Origin of the sequence: Thalassobaculum salexigens DSM 19539 (assembly GCF_000423805.1) — a bacterium.
Classification (GTDB): Bacteria; Pseudomonadota; Alphaproteobacteria; order Thalassobaculales; family Thalassobaculaceae; genus Thalassobaculum; species Thalassobaculum litoreum.
The window spans coordinates 1074529-1092615 of the sequence record NZ_KE384093.1; the positions used below are offsets into that span (position 1 = coordinate 1074529).

Here is an 18087-nt window from a genome sequence, read left to right on the forward strand (position 1 = left end):
CCGGTCGAACAGTTCCAGCGTTCATGATAGGAAATTCATTGGTTCACGCGATCCGGACGGCCGGCTTTTGATAAGACGCACGACGGTCCTTTTCCTGGAAGTACTCATCGCCCTGGTGATCGTGGCGGTCGTAGGGATCGGTGCGTTCGCCTGGCGGCTGTCCGAGGGCCCGATCGAGATCGACTGGGCGCGCCCGCACCTGTCGGAGGCGTTGAGCGACCCCGCGTCCGGCATCACGACCCGCATCGGCAGCGCCAGTCTGCAGGTGAGCACCTGGGACCGGGCCTTCGATGTGGTGGCCGAGGATGTGGTCGTGCTCGGCCGAGACGGGGCGGTGCGGGCGCGGATCGGTGCCATCTCCGTGGCCCTGAGCCCGGAAGCGCTGCTGGCGGGCCGCCTCGCGCCCAAGCGGATCGACCTGCTCAACCCGACCGTGACCGTGGTCAAGGGGGCGGACGGCAACTGGACGCTGACGCCGAACGACCCGGATACCGGCGAGGCGCGCGATCCGGTCGATCTGGGAGCGGTGCTGCGTGCCATGCTGGACGATCGGTCGGGGGCCGGGACGCTTCGGTACCTGCGGGCTGCGGAGGTGCGCGGCGCCCGGGTCCGGCTGGTCGACGACGCACGCGCCCGGACCCAGACCCTGACAAACGTGTCCGGCGGGATCGAACTGGTCTCCAGCGGGATGAGCTTCCGCATGAGCGGCCGAGCGGAATGGCCCGACGCGGAGCCGACGCCGATTTCCCTGTCCGGCGACTACCGGCCGGAGACCGACCGTGTGAGCGCGGAGATCCGCTTCGAGGCCTTGCAGCCGGCGGCGGTGGCGGCGCTGGAGCCCCGGCTCGGCCGGCTGTCCGGCCTCGATCTGCCGCTGTCCGGCACGGTGGAGCTGGACTCGGCCCTGGACGGCAGTGGGCTGGGGGGCAAGGCCAGGCTCACGCTCGGTGCCGGTCGGGTGCGCGTTCCCGAGGTCAATCCCGAGCCGCTGACGGTCGCCGGCGGCAGCCTCACGGTGAACGTGGCGCCGGACGCGGAATGGATCTCCATGGACGGCTCGCTGGAGATCGAGAAGGCGCTGCTGGCACTGAAGGCGCGGGCGAGCCGCGACCGTGCCGGCTATGCGCTGATCGTCGATGCGGCGGTGACCAACTTCGCCGTCAACTCGATCGGCGACTTCTGGCCGGCCGACATCTCCGACGGAGCCCGCGAATGGGTGACTGAAAACCTCCTGGAGGGCCAGGTCACCAGTGCCACCTTGCGGGCCGAGGGCTGGGTCGACAGCACCGATCCGAGCATCCACGAACTGGACACCCTGACCGGTTCGATCGACTTCGAAGGTGTGGAAACCCACTACTTTCGGCCGTTGCCGCCGGTTCTGGATACCCACGGCACCGCCACCTTCGACGCGACGAGCATGCAAATCACCGTGCAGGGCGGGCATCTCGGCAATCTCCAGGTTCAACCGTCGGACATCGCCCTGGTCAATCTGGACCAGGACACCGGCGAGACGGCGCATGTCGAGGTCATGGTGCGGGGGCCGGCACGCGAGGCGCTGGAGCTGATCGACCGCAAGCCGCTCGGCTATCCCAGCGAGATCGGCCTGGAGGCGAAGAAGACCGCCGGTACGTTCGGCGCCCGGCTCAAGCTGGAGATCCCGCTGCTGCGGACCCTGGATGTGGAGGATATCGGCATCACCGTCTCCGCCAACCTGAAGAAGGCGGTGATACCCGACGTCCTGCGGGGCGAGCCGCTGACCGACGGGGATCTGGAGCTCGATCTCACCGCCGCCGGCATGTCGCTCTCCGGCAACGCGCAGCTCGGCGGCGTGCCGGTGCAGCTGACCCATGAGGAGCGGTTCCGACCGGACGGGCCGTTCCAGTCCCGCTCGAACCTGACGGCGACCGCCGATGTCTCGAGATTCGCCACCTTCGGTCTCGATCTCAGTGCCTACGCGGCCGGCCCGGTGGCGCTGGTGGCGTCGGTGACCACGGACGTCTCCGGCAATCTGACGGCGGTCATCGAAGGCGATCTGCAGGCAACCTCGGTGACGGTGCCCGATCTCGCCTGGTCCAAGCCGGCCAATACCGCCGGGGTCGCCCGGCTTGAGGTGACCCGCAGCAACGAGGACGTGCTGGCCATCCCCGGCTTCGAGTTTCGCGCCGGAACCCTCTACGCCGCCGGGGCGGTGGATTTCCCCGTCGGTGGCGGGTCGATCACCTCGCTCTCCACCTTCCGCCTGGGCCGCACGGAAGCCGCCGGCCGGGTCGAGAGCGAAGCGGATGGGAGCCTGCGGATCGCCATGGAGGGACCGGTCATCGACCTCGTGCCCCTTCTCGACGCCGAAGAGGAGGGCGGCACGGGCGGGCCGTCGGGCGACGCCCGGAAGGTGGAGGCGCGTTTCGTCGCAAACGAGCTGCACCTGCTGGAAGATATCAGCCTGACATCCGGCACCCTCGCGGTGCGTCAGACCGGAGCGCGGATCGAGGACCTCAGCGTGACCGGCACTCTGAACGGCGAGCCGATGCGCCTGATGGTTCAGCCGGCCCAGAACCGCCGTCTCGTCACCGTCGCCACCAACAACGCGGGCAGTTTCCTGCGGGCCTTCGGCATCGCCGACTCCATCCAGGGCGGTCGGCTGCGGGTGGACGGGGAACTGATCGGCGACGGACTCGACGACGCCATGGATCTGGCCGTGCGGATCGACGACTTCCGCATCGCGGACGCCCCGGTCTTCGCCCAGCTGCTGTCGGTCGCGTCCTTCACCGGCCTGTTCGACACCCTGTCCGGCGACGGTATCCGGTTCGCCCGGGCGACGGCCCATATCGCCCTGACGCGGGAGACCATCCGCATCGACAACGGCGTCGCCTACGGGCCCGGCCTCGGGTTGAAGATCAACGGCACCCTGGGGCGCAAGTCCGAGGTGGTCGACGTCGAGGGCCTGATCGCGCCGGCCTATTCCCTGTCCCGGCTGATCGACGTGGTGCCGGTGATCGGCGAACTGCTGACCGGCGGCGAGGGCGAGGGGTTGCTGGCGACCTCCTTCGCCGTCTCCGGCTCGCTCGAGAACCCGGAGATCAGGGTCAATCCGCTCACGGCGCTGGCGCCGGGCTTCCTGCGCGACATCCTCGACTCGGCCAGGCATCCGTCCGACGGCCCGGCCACCTGGACGCCGCCGCCCGGCACCGAGGTGGACGAGAGCCGAACCCGGTAGGCTCGGACCGTCGACTGTCGGTCAGACGGCCCGCAGCAGGGCGTGGCGCTTCTTGCCGGCGGAGAGCTTGATCACACCGTCATCGCTGAGCGCGTCGCCGCCGATCGTGGCCGCCTCGTCGGACACCGCCGCGTCGTTCACCCGGGCACCGCCGCCGCGGATCAGCCGCCGGGCCTCGCCCTTCGACGCCGCCAGCCCGGCCTGGACCAGCGCGTCCACCATGGCGAGACCGGCCTCGATCTCGCCGCGGGCGATTTCCACCGTCGGCAGTCCCTCGCTGGCCGCGCCGGCCTCGAAAGTCTGCTGGGCGGTCTGCGCCGCCGTCTCGGCCGCCTCGGCGCCGTGGCACAGTTTGGTGATCTCGGTGGCCAGGATCTTCTTGGCCTCGTTGATCTCGGCCCCGCCCAGCGCCTCCAGCCGGGCGATCTCGTCCAGCGGCAGCTCGGTGAACAGCTTCAGGAACCGGCCGACATCGCCGTCCTCGGTGTTGCGCCAGTACTGCCAGAAATCATAGACGCTGAGCCGGTCGGCGTTCAGCCAGATGGCTCCCTGGGCGGTCTTGCCCATCTTCGCGCCCGACGCGGTGGTGATCAGCGGTGAGGTCAGGCCGTAGATCGTCTGCTGGTCGACCCGGCGGGTCAGCTCCACACCGTTGACGATGTTGCCCCACTGGTCCGAGCCGCCCATCTGCAGCAGGCAGCCGTAGCGCCGGCGCAGCTCCAGGAAATCGTAAGCCTGCAGGATCATGTAGTTGAACTCGAGGAAGCTCAGCGACTGCTCGCGGTCCAGCCGCAGCTTGACCGAGTCGAAGCTGAGCATCCGGTTCACGGAGAAATGGGCGCCGTAGTCGCGCAGGAACTTGATGTACTCGAGCTTGTCGAGCCAGTCGGCGTTGTCGACCATCACCGCGTCGGTGGGGCCGTCGCCGAAGCTCAGGTACTTGTCGAAGATGGTCTGGATGCCGGCCTTGTTGCGGGCGATGTCCTCTTCGCTCAGCAGCTTGCGCGCCTCGTCCTTGAACGACGGATCGCCGACCTTGGAGGTGCCGCCGCCCATCAGCACGATCGGCTTTTGGCCGGTCTTCTGCAGCCAGCGCAGCATCATGATCTGCAGCAGCGACCCCACATGCAGGCTGTCGGCGGTGCAGTCGAAGCCGATATAGGCGGTGACCATGCCCTCGGTCAGATCGCGGTCCAGCGCTTCCAGGTCGGTGCACTGGTGGAAGAAGCCGCGCTCGATGAGCGCGTTCAGGAAATCCGATTTGGGCGTCGACATGGCTGGATCCGCCGATTGCGTGGGTTGCGGGCGAGGCGATGTAGCACAGCGGGGGGGAGGGATGAAGGGTGTGGGCACGGGCCGGGTGACATCTCGCCCCGACTCACCCAAAACTGCCGCCATGGACACGAATGACACCTACACCGCCATCGGCCTGATGAGCGGCACCTCCATGGACGGCGTCGATGCCGCGGTCCTAGTCACCGACGGGCGCGACCGGGTGGAGCAGGGGCCGGCGCTGACCATCCCCTATGACGACGCCTTCCGCGCCCGGCTGCGCGCTGCAATCGCCGGGACCGGCGACATGGATGCGGTCGAGGTGGAGATCACCGACCTGCACCGCGATGCCGTCCGGGTCCTGATGGAGCGGGCCGGTCTGTCGGCGGATCAGGTCGATATCGTCGGCTTCCACGGCCATACCGTCCTGCACGAGCCGGAGGTCGGCCGCACCCGGCAGATCGGGCTGAGCCAGCGGCTGGCCGATCATCTCGGTATCGACGTGGTCGGCGACCTGCGGCTGGCCGACATGGCCGCCGGCGGGCAGGGTGCCCCGGTCGCCCCGGTGTTCCACCGCGCTCTGGCGGGGCCGGAGGGGCGGCCGGTCGTCGTGCTGAACATGGGCGGGGTGGCCAACGTCACCTGGCTCGGCCCCGGCGAGGCAGACCTGCTCGGCTTCGACACCGGGCCCGGCAACGCACCGATCGACGACTGGTGCTGGCGCATGGTTGGGCGGATGTATGACGCCGACGGCGCACTGGCCAAGGCGGGAACGGTGGATCAGGCTCGGCTGGCCCGAATGCTGGCGGATCCGTATTTCGACCGAAAGCCGCCGAAATCCCTGGACCGCGATGCCTTCCATGAACGGGTCGCAGAGGCGGTCGACGGGCTGTCGCCGGAGGATGGCGCGGCCACGCTGGTGGCGTTCAGTGCGGAGACCATCGCCGGCTCGGCCCGCTGGTTTCCGGCACCGCCGATCCGCTGGATCGCCACCGGCGGCGGCCGGCACAATCCGGCGCTGATGGCGGCGATCGCCGAGGCGGTGCAGGGCGAGGTCGTCGATGCCGACGCTCTGGGCTGGGACGGCGACGCGCTGGAGGCGCAGGCCTTCGCCTATCTCGCCGTCCGCTCGATCCTGGGGCTCGACATCACCTTCCCGGGGACGACCGGCGTGGCCGAACCCCGGACCGGCGGCAAACGCTATTTCTCTTCGGTCTCGGCCGCCGGGACGTTGGCGTCGAGATAGCCGCCGACCATCCGGCTCAGATCGTCGATCTGCGGGCCGAAGAAGTGGTTGGCGCCCTTGATCACGTTGTGGGTGATCGTGATGCCCTTCTGGGTCGACAGCTTGTCGACCAGCTTCTTCACGGAATCGGCCGGGACGATCTCGTCCTTGTCGCCGTTGATCACCAGCCCGGAAGCCGGGCAGGGGGCGAGGAAGGTGAAGTCGAACAGGTTGGCCGGCGGGGCGATGGACACGAAGCCGCTGATCTCCGGGCGGCGCATCAGCAGCTGCATGCCGATCCAGGCGCCGAAGGAGAAGCCGGCGATCCAGCAGAACCGGGCGTTGGGGTTGTAGGTCTGCACCCAGTCCAGGGCGGAGGCGGCGTCGGACAACTCGCCCTCGCCGCCGGAATAGACGCCCTGGGAGCGCCCGACGCCGCGGAAGTTGAACCGCAGGGTCGAGAAGCCGCGGGCGACGAACGTCTGATACAGCGAGTACACCACCTTGTTGTTCATGGTGCCGCCGTGCTGCGGATGGGGGTGCAGCATCAGGGCGATCGGCGCGCCGGGGTCCTGGGCGTGTAGGTAACGCGCTTCGATGCGGCCTTCGGGGCCGTTGATCATGACCTCGGGCATTCTGGTGGAGTCCTCCGGATCGGCATTGAACCAGACCAAATAGCGCGGCCAGCGCTGCTTGTCTAATGCGCTGCTGCGTCTCGCCTCAAGCCGAGATCGGATCGCCCCCGCTCCGGATCAAGCCCGGGCCATTGCTATCCGCTTCGAACGAGTGCGGTGACGCGACGAGGGATCTTTGCGATTTCGCACGATATCATTGTGAAATCGTCCAGCATGTCTGATTTATCCTTGAATACCCGTACTAACCAAATTAGTTTTTTCTCGGCTCGGTAAGGCGACAGGAACGGGACCTCCTCTCGCCAATATCAATCTTGGGGTGACAACCGCGAGTATTTGCGGTTGCCAAGTGGAGAGGTCTGATCGTGAAACTCAGCACGAAGAGCCGGTACGCCGTGATGGCGATGTGTGATTTGGCGTCCAGTGCCCAGGGCCGGCCCATCTCGCTCGCCGAAATCGCCCTGCGCCAGGACATTTCCCTGTCTTATCTGGAGCAACTCTTTGCGCGCCTGCGTCGCGCCGGTCTGGTCAGCAGCGTGCGCGGCCCCGGCGGCGGGTATCTCCCGGGCAAGTCCCTGGGCGACATGCGGATCGCCGAGATCGTCCAGGCCGTCGACATCGATACGCCACGGGGCAGTTGCACCCCGGGCGCGCCCCATTGCTGTTCCGGCAAAGGCGCCACCTGCCAGACCCACGATCTGTGGGAACAGCTTGGCAAGCAGATGCTGTGGTTCCTGAACCGGGTCACCGTCGAGGACGTGCTGGCCGGTCGGGTGCCCGGCGCCACCACGACGAAAGATCCCAAGGCTCAGGCCGCGGCGGATTGAGGCGGACGCCGGTCGTTCGGGTCGCCGGCTGACCCGATCCCGACCGGCCGAACCGACCGTCCAGCGCTTACGGCCTGCGTTGACCGCGCCGGCCGGGACGCTTAAGCCTCTCGCTTGCCGCTGAACAGCGATGGCGAGATGACGACCTATCTCGATTACAATGCCACCGCGCCGATCCGGCCGCCGGTGATCGAGGCGATGACGGAGGCGGCGCGCTGCCACGGCAACCCGTCCTCGGTCCATGCCATGGGCCGGGCCGCCCGTCACCGCATCGAGGCCGCGCGGCGCGCCGTTGCCGCCCTGGTCGGCCGCGAAGACGTCGACGTCATCTTCACCTCCGGCGGGACGGAAGCCGATGCCCTGGCGGTCCGCGGGCTCGGGCGCGAGACGATCCTGGTCTCCGCCATCGAGCATGACGCCGTGCTCGCCGCCGCGCCGTCGGCCGCCCGCGTGCCGGTCACCGGTGACGGAATCGTCGATCTCCACGCCCTTCAGGACATGCTCGAGGACACGCAGTCCGGCCTGCTCTGTGTCATGTGGGCCAACAACGAGACCGGGGCGGTACAGCCGGTCGCCGAGATCGCGCGGCTTGCCCATGCCGCGGGCTGGCTGCTGCATGTGGATGCCGTCCAGGGGGCGGGGCGGCTCGACCCGGCGGATCTGGCCGAGGCCGATTCCATCGCCCTGTCGGCCCATAAGATCGGCGGCCCGCCGGGCGTGGGTGCCCTGCTGATCCGCGAGGGGCTCGCGGTGACCCCGATGATCGCCGGGGGCGGTCAGGAGCGGGGCCGGCGCTCGGGCACCGAGAACGATGTCGGCATCGCCGGCTTCGCCGTGGCCGCTGCAGCCGCCGCCGAGGAACGGGACGCCGAGGCGACGCGCCTCCGTGCCCTGCGCGACCGGATCGTGCAGGGCGCACGCGCGCGCGCGTCGGAGGCCCGCATCATGGCTGGGGCGGCCGAGCGGCTGTGCAACACGCTTTCGCTTGCGCTGCCCGGTGTCGCGGCGGAGACCCAGGTCATGGCCCTCGACCTCGCCGGCGTCGCCGTCAGTGCCGGCTCGGCCTGTTCCTCCGGCAAGGTGAAGCGCTCCCACGTCCTGGATGCCATGTTCCCGGACGATCCGATCGCCGGCCAGGCGATCCGCGTCAGCCTCGGCTGGGCCAGCACGGACGAGGATGCCGATCGCTTCTTGCATGCCTGGGGGGCGATGCGCGACCGTCTGTCTCCCGCGGTCCGCTGACACCCGACCACCCGACGTCCGATGACACCCGACGCCCGATGACACCTGACGAAAGACCCGCCCGATGACCGAGATCGTGCCCGCCGGCAGCTTCCTTGGCCGCCTGATCGACGCCTGCCCCGATGCCTGGTCGCGCTACACCGACCACCCCTTCGTGCGCGGCATGGCCGACGGCACCCTGCCCGAGGCGGCGTTCCGTCATTATCTCGCCCAGGATTATCTCTTCCTCATCCACTTCGCCCGGGCCTACGCCCTGGCGGTGTACAAGGCGGACGACCTGGCCGACATGCGGGCGGCGGCGGCCACGGTCAACGGCCTGCTGGACACCGAGATGAGCCTGCATGTCCAGTACTGCGCCGGCTGGGGGCTGACCGAGGCGGAGATGGCCGCCATCCCCGAGGATCCGGCCTGCGTGGCCTATACCCGCTACGTGCTGGACCGGGGCATGGCGGGAGACCTGCTCGACCTGCAGGCCGCGCTGGCGCCCTGCGTGGTCGGCTACGGCGTGATCGGCGCCCGGCTGGCGGCCGATCCGGCGACACTGCGCGGAGAGTCCAATCCCTACGAGGCCTGGATCGCCATGTATTCCGGCGAGGACTATCTGGACATTGTCCGCGCCTCGGTCGCCCACATCGACCGGCTGGCGGAAAAGCGGGGCGCCGCCGCCCGGTTCGCGTCGCTGGCCCGGACCTTCACCGCCGCCACCGAGCTGGAGGTCGATTTCTGGCAGATGGGACTGAACGCGGTCTGACGGCCGCCCGAGCGGCCGCCGGGCTTGCGATTCGGGCCGCTCGCCTGCATATCTCTGCCCCATGAGCGACGCTTTCCCCGATCTGGATCTCGGCCTGCCCGGCCCGCGCAGCGCGCGGCGCGTCGTCGTCGCCATGTCCGGCGGCGTCGACAGCTCGGTGACGGCGGCCCTGCTGAAGGAAGCCGGCTACGATGTGGTCGGCATCACCCTGCAGCTCTACGACCATGGCAGCGCCGTCGGCCGCAAGGGCGCCTGCTGCGCCGGCCAAGACATCTACGACGCCAGCGTGGTCGCCGAGCGGGCTGGCATCCCGCATTACGTCCTCGACTACGAAAGCCGGTTCCGCGAGAGCGTGATCGACGATTTCGCCGACAGCTATCTGCGCGGCGAGACGCCGATCCCGTGCGTGCGCTGCAATCAGACCGTCAAGTTCCGCGACCTGCTGGCGACGGCCCGCGATCTGGGCGCCGACGCGCTGGCGACCGGACACTATGTGCGCCGGGTGGTCGGGGAGGCCGGCCCGGAGCTGCACCGGGCGGTCGATCCGGGCAAGGACCAGAGCTATTTCCTGTTCGCCACCACGGCCGAGCAGCTCGATTTCCTGCGCTTCCCGCTGGGCGGGCTTACCAAGGAGCAGACCCGCGACCAGGCGCGGCGTCTCGGCCTGGAGGTCCAGGACAAGCCGGACAGCCAGGACATCTGTTTCGTGCCCAACGGCAACTACGCCGAGATCGTCAAGAAGCTGCGCCCTGGCGCGGCCGATCCCGGCGAGATCGTGCACATGGACGGCACGGTGATGGGACGGCATGACGGCATCGTGCACTACACCATCGGCCAGCGCCGCGGCCTCGGCATCGGCGGACGCAAGGGCGAGGACGGCGCGCCGGACACCGATCCGCTCTACGTGATCCGCCTGGAGCCGGAGACCCGCCGTGTCGTCGTAGGCCCCCGCGAGGCGCTGGGGGCCTACGAGGTGCGCGTCGGCCGGCTCAACTGGCTCGGCGATGCGACTCCGGCGGGGGGCAGCGGCGGCGACGGCATCCGCGTGGCGGCGAAGCTGCGTTCGGCCCAGGCCCCGGCGACCGGTACGCTGTATCGGGACGGCGCGGCGGCCCGGCTGGTCCTCGACGACCCGCAGTTCGGTATTTCCGCCGGCCAGGCCGCGGTTTTCTACGACCCGGAGGCCGGTACCCGCGTGCTCGGCGGCGGCTGGATCCTGGGGACGGGAGACCGAACGGGCGACGCCGGAAAAAACACAACGTCCCCGCGCTTGACACCGGCGATGCCCCCCCGTATATCGCCGGTCTCCGTGGCGGAGTAGCTCAGCTGGTTAGAGCAGTGGAATCATAATCCACGTGTCGGGGGTTCAAGTCCCTCCTCCGCTACCAACTTCCCCTACCATTTCGATGCGTTGCGAAACGTTGTGCCGCGTAAAGGGCGTACCGCGCTCGTTCGCTCGTGTGACGGTGTCTTTGACGCTGCGTGTTCCGTGCCCGACGCGGCGTTCCAAACCGCTGTCGGAGCGCATTGCTTTGCCGCCGAATGCGCTTGGGGGCGGGGGCCTGCCATCGACCCGCCGACCGGGATCGGGGGTCGCCAGTCGGTGGTCCATTTCCGTCGCCGACCGCCGGTGCGAGACGCGCAGCAGGTATCGGGTGCGAGAACAATCCTGTAACAGTTGCCGTCAGTCGGCGCACAGTCGCCAAGTGATCGCCATATGGGACTCATGATCGACAGACCGAAGCAGCATGCCGGCCAACTCCAGTCGGCCGCGGATCTCGACGACGACGTTCTCCTGGCGCGTCTGTTCGAGATCCAGATGGATCTCCGCGAGCTCCTGCTCCGATACCAGATCAAACCCACGACGTTCGTCGGCATGGCACGCCAGGCGCGCAAGGCGATCTCCAGCACGGAAACCCGAGCGGATCTGCTTGAACTGCTGATCGAGCTTCAGGAATTCGGCGCGGCGGCGAAGGACCGGGGGGTGATCGGCGAAGCCGCGATGACGGATGCGGGGAAACATACCTCCGGCGCTTCCGCGGCGACCGCCAAGCGTCGGGGCACGCCGGAGAGCCCGGGCCAGGCCAGCACGCCCGCGGAACCGGAGCCGGTGCCGTCGCGACAGGACCGAGCCGACATCAATCAGAGCCTCTCGGACGAATTCTTCAAGGGCCTTGGCGACAGAGACACCGAATAGGATCGGCTTGCGGGTAGGGGTGCGTCGGACGGCGGGCAGTCGGCCTCGGCGTTCCGTGCCCGACATTGTCCCGGCGGCTATGTCACGCTGACGGTCTTGATCTTCGGGCGAGGCCGGTTGGAGCGCCGGGCGATCTCGGCATCCTGCTCCTCCAGCGCTATGCGCGCCAGGTCGAGCAGGGAGTCGCCGAAGGACTGGTCGAGACGGTCATTGTCGACGCGCCGGTTCGAGGAGATCGAATCGTCCTCGTAGGTGACGGCGAAGGTCGTGAAGGCCGCGGCCTTCCGGGACTTGGTGCGCGCCATCGGGCTGCCTCTCTCCGGCTGTCTGTGGGTGTCAGGTGACGCGAATGGACGCGGCGCGGCCACAGGCATCGTGGAATCGAGGCGGAAATAGCGGTATCGGTAGGCGACCGACATCGGCGCAACGGGGCGTGTCTGAACGGTCCGAGAGCAAATCACGATCAGATGGAAACATCTGCTCGTGTGAATTTTGCGCCATCTTTAACGAGTTAGAGGGCGATTCACGGTACAGATCGTTTCGATCTGAACCGATCGCGCTCTAGCTGGAACCGGGCTCGCCAGAACCGGGCGCGTCGGACCCGTTGTCGTCGCTTTCGTTCGGAACGTCGGCGTCGCCGACGCTGTCCTGCCGGGAATCCTTCTTCGCGGCGGCGCGTTTGGCTTTCTTCTCAGCCTTCACGCGCTCGCGTTCTTTGCGTTCGAAGTTGTAGTTGGGTTGCCGTGCCATCGGGTTCCAGTCTTATGGGCGTGTACCCGTTTCGGGCAACGCGTGGCTCCGCGAGTGCGCGTTCGATAGGGAGCGGGTCGGAAACCGCCCCCGACCGAAATCGGGGGCGGTCCCAGCGTGATCAGTTGATCAGCGACAGGTTCTCGGCGGCAGCCTTGCCGTTGCGGCCGGTCTCGAGCTCGAACGAGACCTTCTGGCCTTCGTTCAGCGTCTGCAGGCCGGCCCGCTCGACGGCGGAGATGTGAACGAAGGCGTCGGCGCCACCGTTCTCAGGCTCGATGAAGCCGAAACCTTTGGTCGAATTGAACCACTTAACAGTACCTTTAGCCATGGAAGCTTCCTCCAACAGGGCATTACATAACAACGCGTCACGGCACGTGCCGGCGCGGACGGGTAGCGATCACATTGTCGGGGAAGGCAGAACGTAGCGGCGTACCGGTATGTCAGGCAGCACCAAACGATGAATCACGAGCCCATACATAGGATAGGTGCACGGTAAAGTCAACTGGAGCCGCTTTGACGGACCGGAGATCCGGCACCACCCCGCCGTCGCGGCGTCGACAGAGCCTTGGCTCTCTAACAAAGCATCAGCAAATTCAAGTGGATGAAAAAATGGAGAAAAATAAATATGGAAAACCGGTTTAAAAATTGACAATCGCCGATACAAAATATACTAATATAAGTAATAATTAAAAATAATATTCGGGGCTCGAATTTTAAGGGGTCTCGCGAGCAAGTCGGAATGGATCGCCTCCGTTCTCGGCGGTATTTCGATTTGTGCCGTCCTTGCTGCGGTGGTCGGTTGTATCTTGCCTGCAGAACCCGCACCGAGCTGACGTGTCGGCCTATGCCGCGCCCGGCTCGGGATGCGATGGGCGCCGCGCCGATCCCCATCCGGGTCGGCGCGGCTTCCCGTCATCCAGTCAATACGGCCGGCCAATACGCGGCGGCCAATACGCGGCAGTCTCCGTGTCGTTTCATCCGACCATCCGGTTCAAGGAGAAAAATCGTGAAGAAGGATAACCGTGGCATGGAATACGCGACGCTCACCGACGCCGAGGCCGATCTCTTGAGAAGCCACAATATTACGGCCGTCACGGTCACGAACTTCTCCGTGGGAGGCTACAAATACACCAATCTGCAGGACGCGGTCGCGGCGGCGAAGCGGCGCGACGCGGCAAACGACGGGGATCGACCCAGCGGGCACTGACCCGCCCGACCCCGACACATCGTCTTGATGGACACCAAACCGGGAAAAGAAATGCGGATCAGCATCGGATGCAGCATGACCTTCGACCTGCCTCAGGTGACGCCGATGGTCACGCTGCTGAACGTCCACTACTCGCGGGCCAGCGACCTTGAACAACCGGACATTCTGCTGACCGACCCCTCGGTTCAGGTGACCGGATACCGCGACCTGTTCGGAAACTGGTGCAGCCGTCTGGTCGCGCCGGCCGGCCGCTTCACCCTCGGCGCGGCGACGGTCATCCGCGACGATGGGGCGGCCGACCCCGCCGTCCCGGCCGATGCCGTTCAGCACATGGTGCAGGACCTTCCCGCGGAGACCCTCGTGTACCTGCAGGGAAGCCGATACTGCGACACCGACCATCTGTCGGACGAGGCGTGGCGCCGGTTCGGATCGACCCCGCTGGGCGCCGCACGTGTGCAAGCGATCTGCGACTTCGTGCACGGCCACATCGCGTTCGGATACGAAACGGCGCGGGCCACCCGGACCGCCTCGGAAGCCTTTGCCGAGCGCCAGGGGGTATGCCGCGACTACGCGCACCTGGCTGTCGCCTTTTGCCGGTGCCTCAACATCCCGGCGCGCTATTGCACCGGGTATCTGAGCGATATCGGCACGCCCGAGCCGCACGGCGTTCCGGATTTCGCCGCCTGGATGGAGGTTTATCTTGGCGGACGGTGGTGGGCGTTCGATCCACGCAACAACTCCCCCCGCGTCGGCCGTATCCTGATCGGTCAGGGCAGGGACGCGGCGGACGTGCCGTTGACACAGATCTTCGGCCCCGGCGTGCTGTCCGATTTCCGGGTTTGGACCTTCGACGCCGATGCCATCGATCCGGACGCCGCTCCCATCGGCCAGCCGCCGGCGACAAACGTCTGAACCCGGTCTCGGCATTCGAGCCGATCAATGGGCGCGCGGCCGCCGGGCATCGCCCTTCGGCCTGGTTGCGCGTGGGCGAAATAAAGCCAAGCGTGTTGTCTGGGGGTATTATAATATATTCCGCCTGTGTATTTGATTGATTATAAAATCATACGGCTGTAGTCTGTATAATTAAGTAATTGTCATGTAGGTGATAAAATGTCTTTCAAGTCTTTTTGGAAAAGCTCTGGCGACATCGGAAAGCCGAACGCTTCGACGGAGGCGGTCACGGACGCGGGGGCTGTGAAGGCACCGGCGTCCGTGTCTCCTGAGAAGGACGTCGCCGGCCCGGCGAACAAGGTTCCGCCGAAAGTCTGAACCGGATCGCGCGCGAGCCGACGTGCTCGACCGCGATCCCACGGGGGCGTGCGATGACCCTGAACTTTCCGAACGCGTCACGCAGCTTCGATCCGACGCATGATCGGGTTCGCTTCTGGGGCTACGATCGTGCTCTGGAGGTCTCTTTCTTCGTCGAGGCGTCCGCGTTGCTCAAATCGGCCCCCGACACCGAACATCGGGAAGCGGACCTGCTTCTCGCCTTCGATCGACTCATCGACCGAATACATGAGGCGGCGCGGGCGGCATATGCCCGCGACCGCTGTTTCGCCTACGTACTGACAGCGGAAGACCTTTGACCGGCCGCCGCCCGGAACCATGCCGCGTCACCCGCGGAGGACCGCTTCCGGCGCTTTGCCGCCGACCCGAAGGGATGACCGATGGATCGCCTGTTGGACCCTAACGAAGGCCTCCCAACGGGAGTCGTGGCCAGAGACGCGATCCTGCTGACGACGGTACGGCTGCACACCTTCGCTGGACAGATGCATCTCACCAATGCGAGCGGGTTCTTCTTCGAGCGCGATACCAGCCTCTTCCTGGTCACCAGCCGCCATGTCGTTCTCGACCGAGAAAACGACCACACCCCCGACCGCATCTCGATCGAGTTGCATACGGACCCGGAGAACCTCGCCAGATCGACGGGGTTCTCCATCCCGCTCTATCGCGACCGGTGTCCGCTCTGGCGGGACGGCACGGACGGGGGAGGCGGGGTCGACGTGGCCGTGATCCCCATCGATCGGGACGCCCTTCCGGAACCGAGCCTGTACAGGGCCTTCTGTGCCGACAACCTGGCCTGCGAGCGGGACGAGATCGAGATCGGCTCTCCGCTTCTGGTGGTCGGTTATCCGTTGGGGTTTCAGGACACGCTGCACCGGATGCCGGTCGTGCGCCATGCCGCGCTGGCCTCATCGTTCGGGCTGCGGTTCCAGGGCAAGGGCTACTTCCTCACCGACGCGCGGACCCATCGCGGGACCAGCGGCGCGCCCGTGGTGATGCCGATCGATCGCCGGCACACCGCGCGCAGATCCGCGTTGAAGGAGGTGCCGTGGCTGCTCCTCGGCGTGCATTCGTCTCGTCTCGATCTCGGGTCCCGCGACCTGGATCTGGACGAGGCGTTGGGGCTCAACTGCACCTGGTATGCGGACATCCTGATGACCCTGACAAAGCCATGACCCGGGCCACCCGCCTTGTGCGGGAGACCCCGGTCAGGGCCACGTGCTCGCTGCCAGGGTCGCGCCTGCCGGTGCTGCTCGGCGTCAGGCGATCAGGTCGGCCAGGTCCTGCATCGTCCGTACGGTGATGTCCGGCTGGTAGGGGGTCCGTTCGAACGGCCGCTCCCGGCGGTTGATGAAGGCGGTCTTCATGCCGGCCGCCTTGGCGCCGATGACGTCGAAAGCGTGGTTGGCGACGAACAGCACCTGCTCCATCGGTAGGCCGATCAGCTCCGCCGCCTTGGTGTAGGTGGCGACATGGGGCTTGAAGGAGTTGGCTTCGGCCACCGAGATGACCCGGTCGAACGGCACCTTGTGGTACCGCTTGGCGGCCTCCAGCATGTCCGGATCGCCGTTCGACAGAACCACGAGCTGGTAGCGGGTCTGCAGCTTCGCCAGCGCGGCCGGCACTTCGGGGAAGCATTCCAGCTTCTCGATCTCCGCGACCAGGTCGCGCACCTCCTCGTCGGTGTGCTCTATGCCGGCCCGGTTCAGCACCTGATCGACCGCCCGGAACCCGATCTCGCGATAGGGCGTGTGCTCCCTATGCAGCAGCGCGTCGATCATCGAGTTCTCGAAATGGGTCCGCCGCCACCAGGTCACGAAGGAGTTCGGGTTGCCGGTCCAGCCCTTCGCCTTGAGATAGGGGGTCGCGATCTTGGTCAGTCCGCCCTGCATGTCGACGACCGTGCCGTACTGGTCGAGCATGCAGGCCTTGATGGTGCTCTTCAGCGTGTCGATCTCGGGCATGTCCTCCGCCTCTCTTCTTTGTGTCGTTGATGCGCGACTGATTAGAGCCGCCCCGCGCGGGTTGACGCCACCCGGCATCGGTGGTGACTCCGTCCATCCCTTGACGCATTCCGTGGGCGGAGCGATGCCGCACTTCTTTTCGAACCGTCCGCGCGTGCATGCCCTGGTGCGTCGTGCCGGGAACAGGGTGCTGCATTTCCGCTGGGAGACCGTGAACGCGACGCTCTACACGGTCGGAGGCGTCCTCTTCATGGTGGGCAGCGTCCTGTTCCTCCCCGGCCTGTCCGCCTGGGAGAATGTCGGGGCCGGGGCCTTCCTCGTCGGGTCGCTGCTGTACCTTCTGGTCACCGGGCACGACATGTTCGAAGTGCTGGCCAACCACCGGGACCGGAGGCGTCGGCGCGCGGTCTGGCGGGTGCTGGAGTTCTGGGCGGCGGTCGCCTACCTGGTCGGTACGCTGCTGTTCGTGGCCGGCAGCGTGTTCTTCTTTTCCGCCTTCGACTGGATCGGCCCGGGGGCGTGGTGCTTTCTGATCGGATCGGTGCTGTTCCTGTTCGGGGCGGTGGTCAACGTGCTGGAGATCATCTTCGCCGCCACGCTGAAGACCCTGCAGCTTCTGAACCTGACGGCGATCAGCTTCATCGTCGGCTCCACGCTGTTCTGCGTCGCGTCCATCCCGTTCCTGTGGGAGCTGACCGCCGAGGCAGACCGGCTGCTGCTGGACACGTATCTCGCCTGGCTGTTTCTCGTGGGGAGTGTGCTGTTCCTCGCCGGCGGGCTGTTCAACTACTGGCGGGCCTGGCTGGTGGTTCGGAGCGGTCCCGCGCCGGATTCTTAGCCATCGGGCCAGGGCCTGCGGCCGAGCAGCTTCGGGAAGCCGGGCTCGTTGCCGACCAGCAGGCGGTCGATGCGGCCGGTGCCGTCTTCGCAGGGCAGGATCAGCCGCGCCCAGCAGGTCATGCCGTGGGCCGGCGGCGGCCGGTGATGGCAGAACAGGGGAGCGCCCGACCGCACCGCCGCGGCATAGGTGATCCGGAAATACGTGCGCATCTCCGGCGAGGAGATGGCCGCGGTGGTTTTGCCGGTCAGTTCCAATCCGCTGATGGTGGCGATCTCGCTGCCATACAAACGGTAGATAAACTCGTAAGGGTCGTCGGTGGTCTCCAACAGCATGACGATGCCGAGAGCCGGACCGATCTCGACCGCGTCGATCGCCTGGGTAAGCGGAAGACGCTGGCCACGGGGCAGGTGTATCCAGTATTTAAATAGGGACTTCAGGCGGGCGCTTTCGACATCGTCGGCCGTCGGGTTCAGTCGGATGAGCGGGCTGTCGGATCCAATATTTCTAAAAATATTATCTAAATAGAAAAAATCGCCATCAAGCAGCGAGGACGTCATCTCATTCAGATCGGTCATGGACACCTTGTCATCCCTGCCAGTGCAAGTTGCATCTATTCGGAGACTGTTTCGGGTGCCGCATAATTAGTCACTCACGGCGCCCGTCACTGCCAATTATGCA

At 66.6% G+C, this 18087-nt stretch carries 19 protein-coding genes and 1 tRNA gene; 13 read left to right on the forward strand and 7 right to left on the reverse strand.

The genetic code is table 11. From position 1 onward, the window contains the following. Window positions 1–67: 67 nt before the first annotated feature. A complete protein-coding gene (locus G578_RS0109360) occupies window positions 68–3214 on the forward strand; it encodes a YhdP family protein (RefSeq protein ID WP_156907246.1) in 3147 nt (1048 codons plus the stop codon). 21 nt (window positions 3215–3235) lie between these two features. Here G578_RS0109360 and tyrS read toward each other — a convergent pair whose 3' ends face one another. Next, window positions 3236–4489, reverse strand: a complete 1254-nt coding sequence (tyrS, locus tag G578_RS0109365) for a tyrosine--tRNA ligase (RefSeq protein ID WP_028794012.1) — start codon at window positions 4487–4489, stop codon at window positions 3236–3238. Window positions 4490–4610: 121 nt separating this feature from the next. Between tyrS and G578_RS25585 the strand changes: the two genes are divergently transcribed. Beyond that, window positions 4611–5732, forward strand: coding sequence for an anhydro-N-acetylmuramic acid kinase (locus G578_RS25585; RefSeq protein ID WP_038013952.1), 1122 nt, complete (start codon window positions 4611–4613; stop codon window positions 5730–5732). On the opposite strand, the gene G578_RS0109375 is transcribed toward G578_RS25585, so the two are convergent. Next, complete coding sequence (locus G578_RS0109375) at window positions 5687–6346, reverse strand: alpha/beta hydrolase (protein ID WP_028794013.1); 660 nt, start codon at window positions 6344–6346, stop codon at window positions 5687–5689. The two genes, G578_RS25585 and G578_RS0109375, sit on opposite strands and share 46 nt — an antisense overlap. Before the next feature lie 362 nt (window positions 6347–6708). On the opposite strand from G578_RS0109375, the gene G578_RS0109380 reads away from it, so the two are divergent. From G578_RS0109380 to G578_RS0109405, 6 genes are all read left to right on the forward strand, one after another. Beyond that, a complete protein-coding gene (locus G578_RS0109380) occupies window positions 6709–7170 on the forward strand; it encodes an Rrf2 family transcriptional regulator (protein WP_028794014.1) in 462 nt (153 codons plus the stop codon). Between the two features lie 138 nt (window positions 7171–7308). Then, on the forward strand, window positions 7309–8412 hold the full coding sequence (locus G578_RS0109385; protein WP_028794015.1) for a cysteine desulfurase family protein: 1104 nt from the start codon (window positions 7309–7311) through the stop codon (window positions 8410–8412). A 64-nt stretch (window positions 8413–8476) separates the two neighbouring features. Further along, entirely contained in the window at window positions 8477–9163 is a 687-nt protein-coding gene (gene tenA / locus G578_RS0109390; protein WP_028794016.1) for a thiaminase II, read from the forward strand. Between the two features lie 61 nt (window positions 9164–9224). Then, entirely contained in the window at window positions 9225–10484 is a 1260-nt protein-coding gene (gene mnmA, locus G578_RS28315) for a tRNA 2-thiouridine(34) synthase MnmA (protein WP_051244867.1), read from the forward strand. Beyond that, a tRNA-Met gene (locus tag G578_RS0109400) sits at window positions 10475–10551 on the forward strand. Before mnmA ends, G578_RS0109400 begins: the two co-directional genes overlap by 10 nt. Window positions 10552–10982: 431 nt before the next feature. Then, on the forward strand, window positions 10983–11360 hold the full coding sequence (locus G578_RS0109405; protein WP_156907247.1) for a hypothetical protein: 378 nt from the start codon (window positions 10983–10985) through the stop codon (window positions 11358–11360). Window positions 11361–11437: 77 nt separating this feature from the next. Here the strand turns inward: G578_RS0109405 and G578_RS0109410 are convergent, their stop codons facing one another. From G578_RS0109410 to G578_RS0109420, 3 genes are all read right to left on the reverse strand, one after another. Beyond that, window positions 11438–11665 (reverse strand): hypothetical protein, encoded by a 228-nt coding sequence (locus G578_RS0109410; RefSeq protein ID WP_028794018.1) that lies wholly within the window; start codon window positions 11663–11665, stop codon window positions 11438–11440. A gap of 256 nt (window positions 11666–11921) precedes the next feature. Beyond that, on the reverse strand, window positions 11922–12110 hold the full coding sequence (locus tag G578_RS25595; RefSeq protein WP_038013956.1) for a hypothetical protein: 189 nt from the start codon (window positions 12108–12110) through the stop codon (window positions 11922–11924). Between the two features lie 121 nt (window positions 12111–12231). After that, complete coding sequence (locus G578_RS0109420) at window positions 12232–12441, reverse strand: cold-shock protein (RefSeq protein ID WP_028794019.1); 210 nt, start codon at window positions 12439–12441, stop codon at window positions 12232–12234. Between the two features lie 678 nt (window positions 12442–13119). On the opposite strand from G578_RS0109420, the gene G578_RS0109425 reads away from it, so the two are divergent. The 4 genes from G578_RS0109425 to G578_RS0109440 all read left to right on the forward strand — a co-directional run bounded on the left by G578_RS0109425 (window position 13120) and on the right by G578_RS0109440 (window position 15779). After that, on the forward strand, window positions 13120–13320 hold the full coding sequence (locus G578_RS0109425) for a hypothetical protein (protein ID WP_156907248.1): 201 nt from the start codon (window positions 13120–13122) through the stop codon (window positions 13318–13320). A 75-nt stretch (window positions 13321–13395) separates the two neighbouring features. Next, entirely contained in the window at window positions 13396–14232 is an 837-nt protein-coding gene (locus G578_RS0109430) for a transglutaminase-like domain-containing protein (protein WP_342664896.1), read from the forward strand. A gap of 410 nt (window positions 14233–14642) precedes the next feature. Continuing rightward, the gene (locus G578_RS29055; protein ID WP_084618785.1) at window positions 14643–14906 is read left to right on the forward strand and encodes a DUF1488 family protein; all 264 of its coding nucleotides are present in this window, start codon (window positions 14643–14645) and stop codon (window positions 14904–14906) included. 81 nt (window positions 14907–14987) lie between these two features. Continuing rightward, complete coding sequence (locus G578_RS0109440) at window positions 14988–15779, forward strand: trypsin-like peptidase domain-containing protein (protein ID WP_051244452.1); 792 nt, start codon at window positions 14988–14990, stop codon at window positions 15777–15779. An 84-nt stretch (window positions 15780–15863) separates the two neighbouring features. On the opposite strand, the gene G578_RS0109445 is transcribed toward G578_RS0109440, so the two are convergent. Beyond that, a complete protein-coding gene (locus G578_RS0109445; RefSeq protein WP_028794024.1) occupies window positions 15864–16568 on the reverse strand; it encodes a haloacid dehalogenase type II in 705 nt (234 codons plus the stop codon). A 124-nt stretch (window positions 16569–16692) separates the two neighbouring features. On the opposite strand from G578_RS0109445, the gene G578_RS0109450 reads away from it, so the two are divergent. Further along, a complete protein-coding gene (locus G578_RS0109450) occupies window positions 16693–17406 on the forward strand; it encodes a YrhK family protein (RefSeq protein ID WP_028794025.1) in 714 nt (237 codons plus the stop codon). On the opposite strand, the gene G578_RS0109455 is transcribed toward G578_RS0109450, so the two are convergent. Next, the gene (locus G578_RS0109455) at window positions 17403–17984 is read right to left on the reverse strand and encodes a PAS domain-containing protein (protein ID WP_028794026.1); all 582 of its coding nucleotides are present in this window, start codon (window positions 17982–17984) and stop codon (window positions 17403–17405) included. The genes G578_RS0109450 and G578_RS0109455 overlap by 4 nt on opposite strands. Between the last annotated feature and the right edge of the window lie 103 nt (window positions 17985–18087).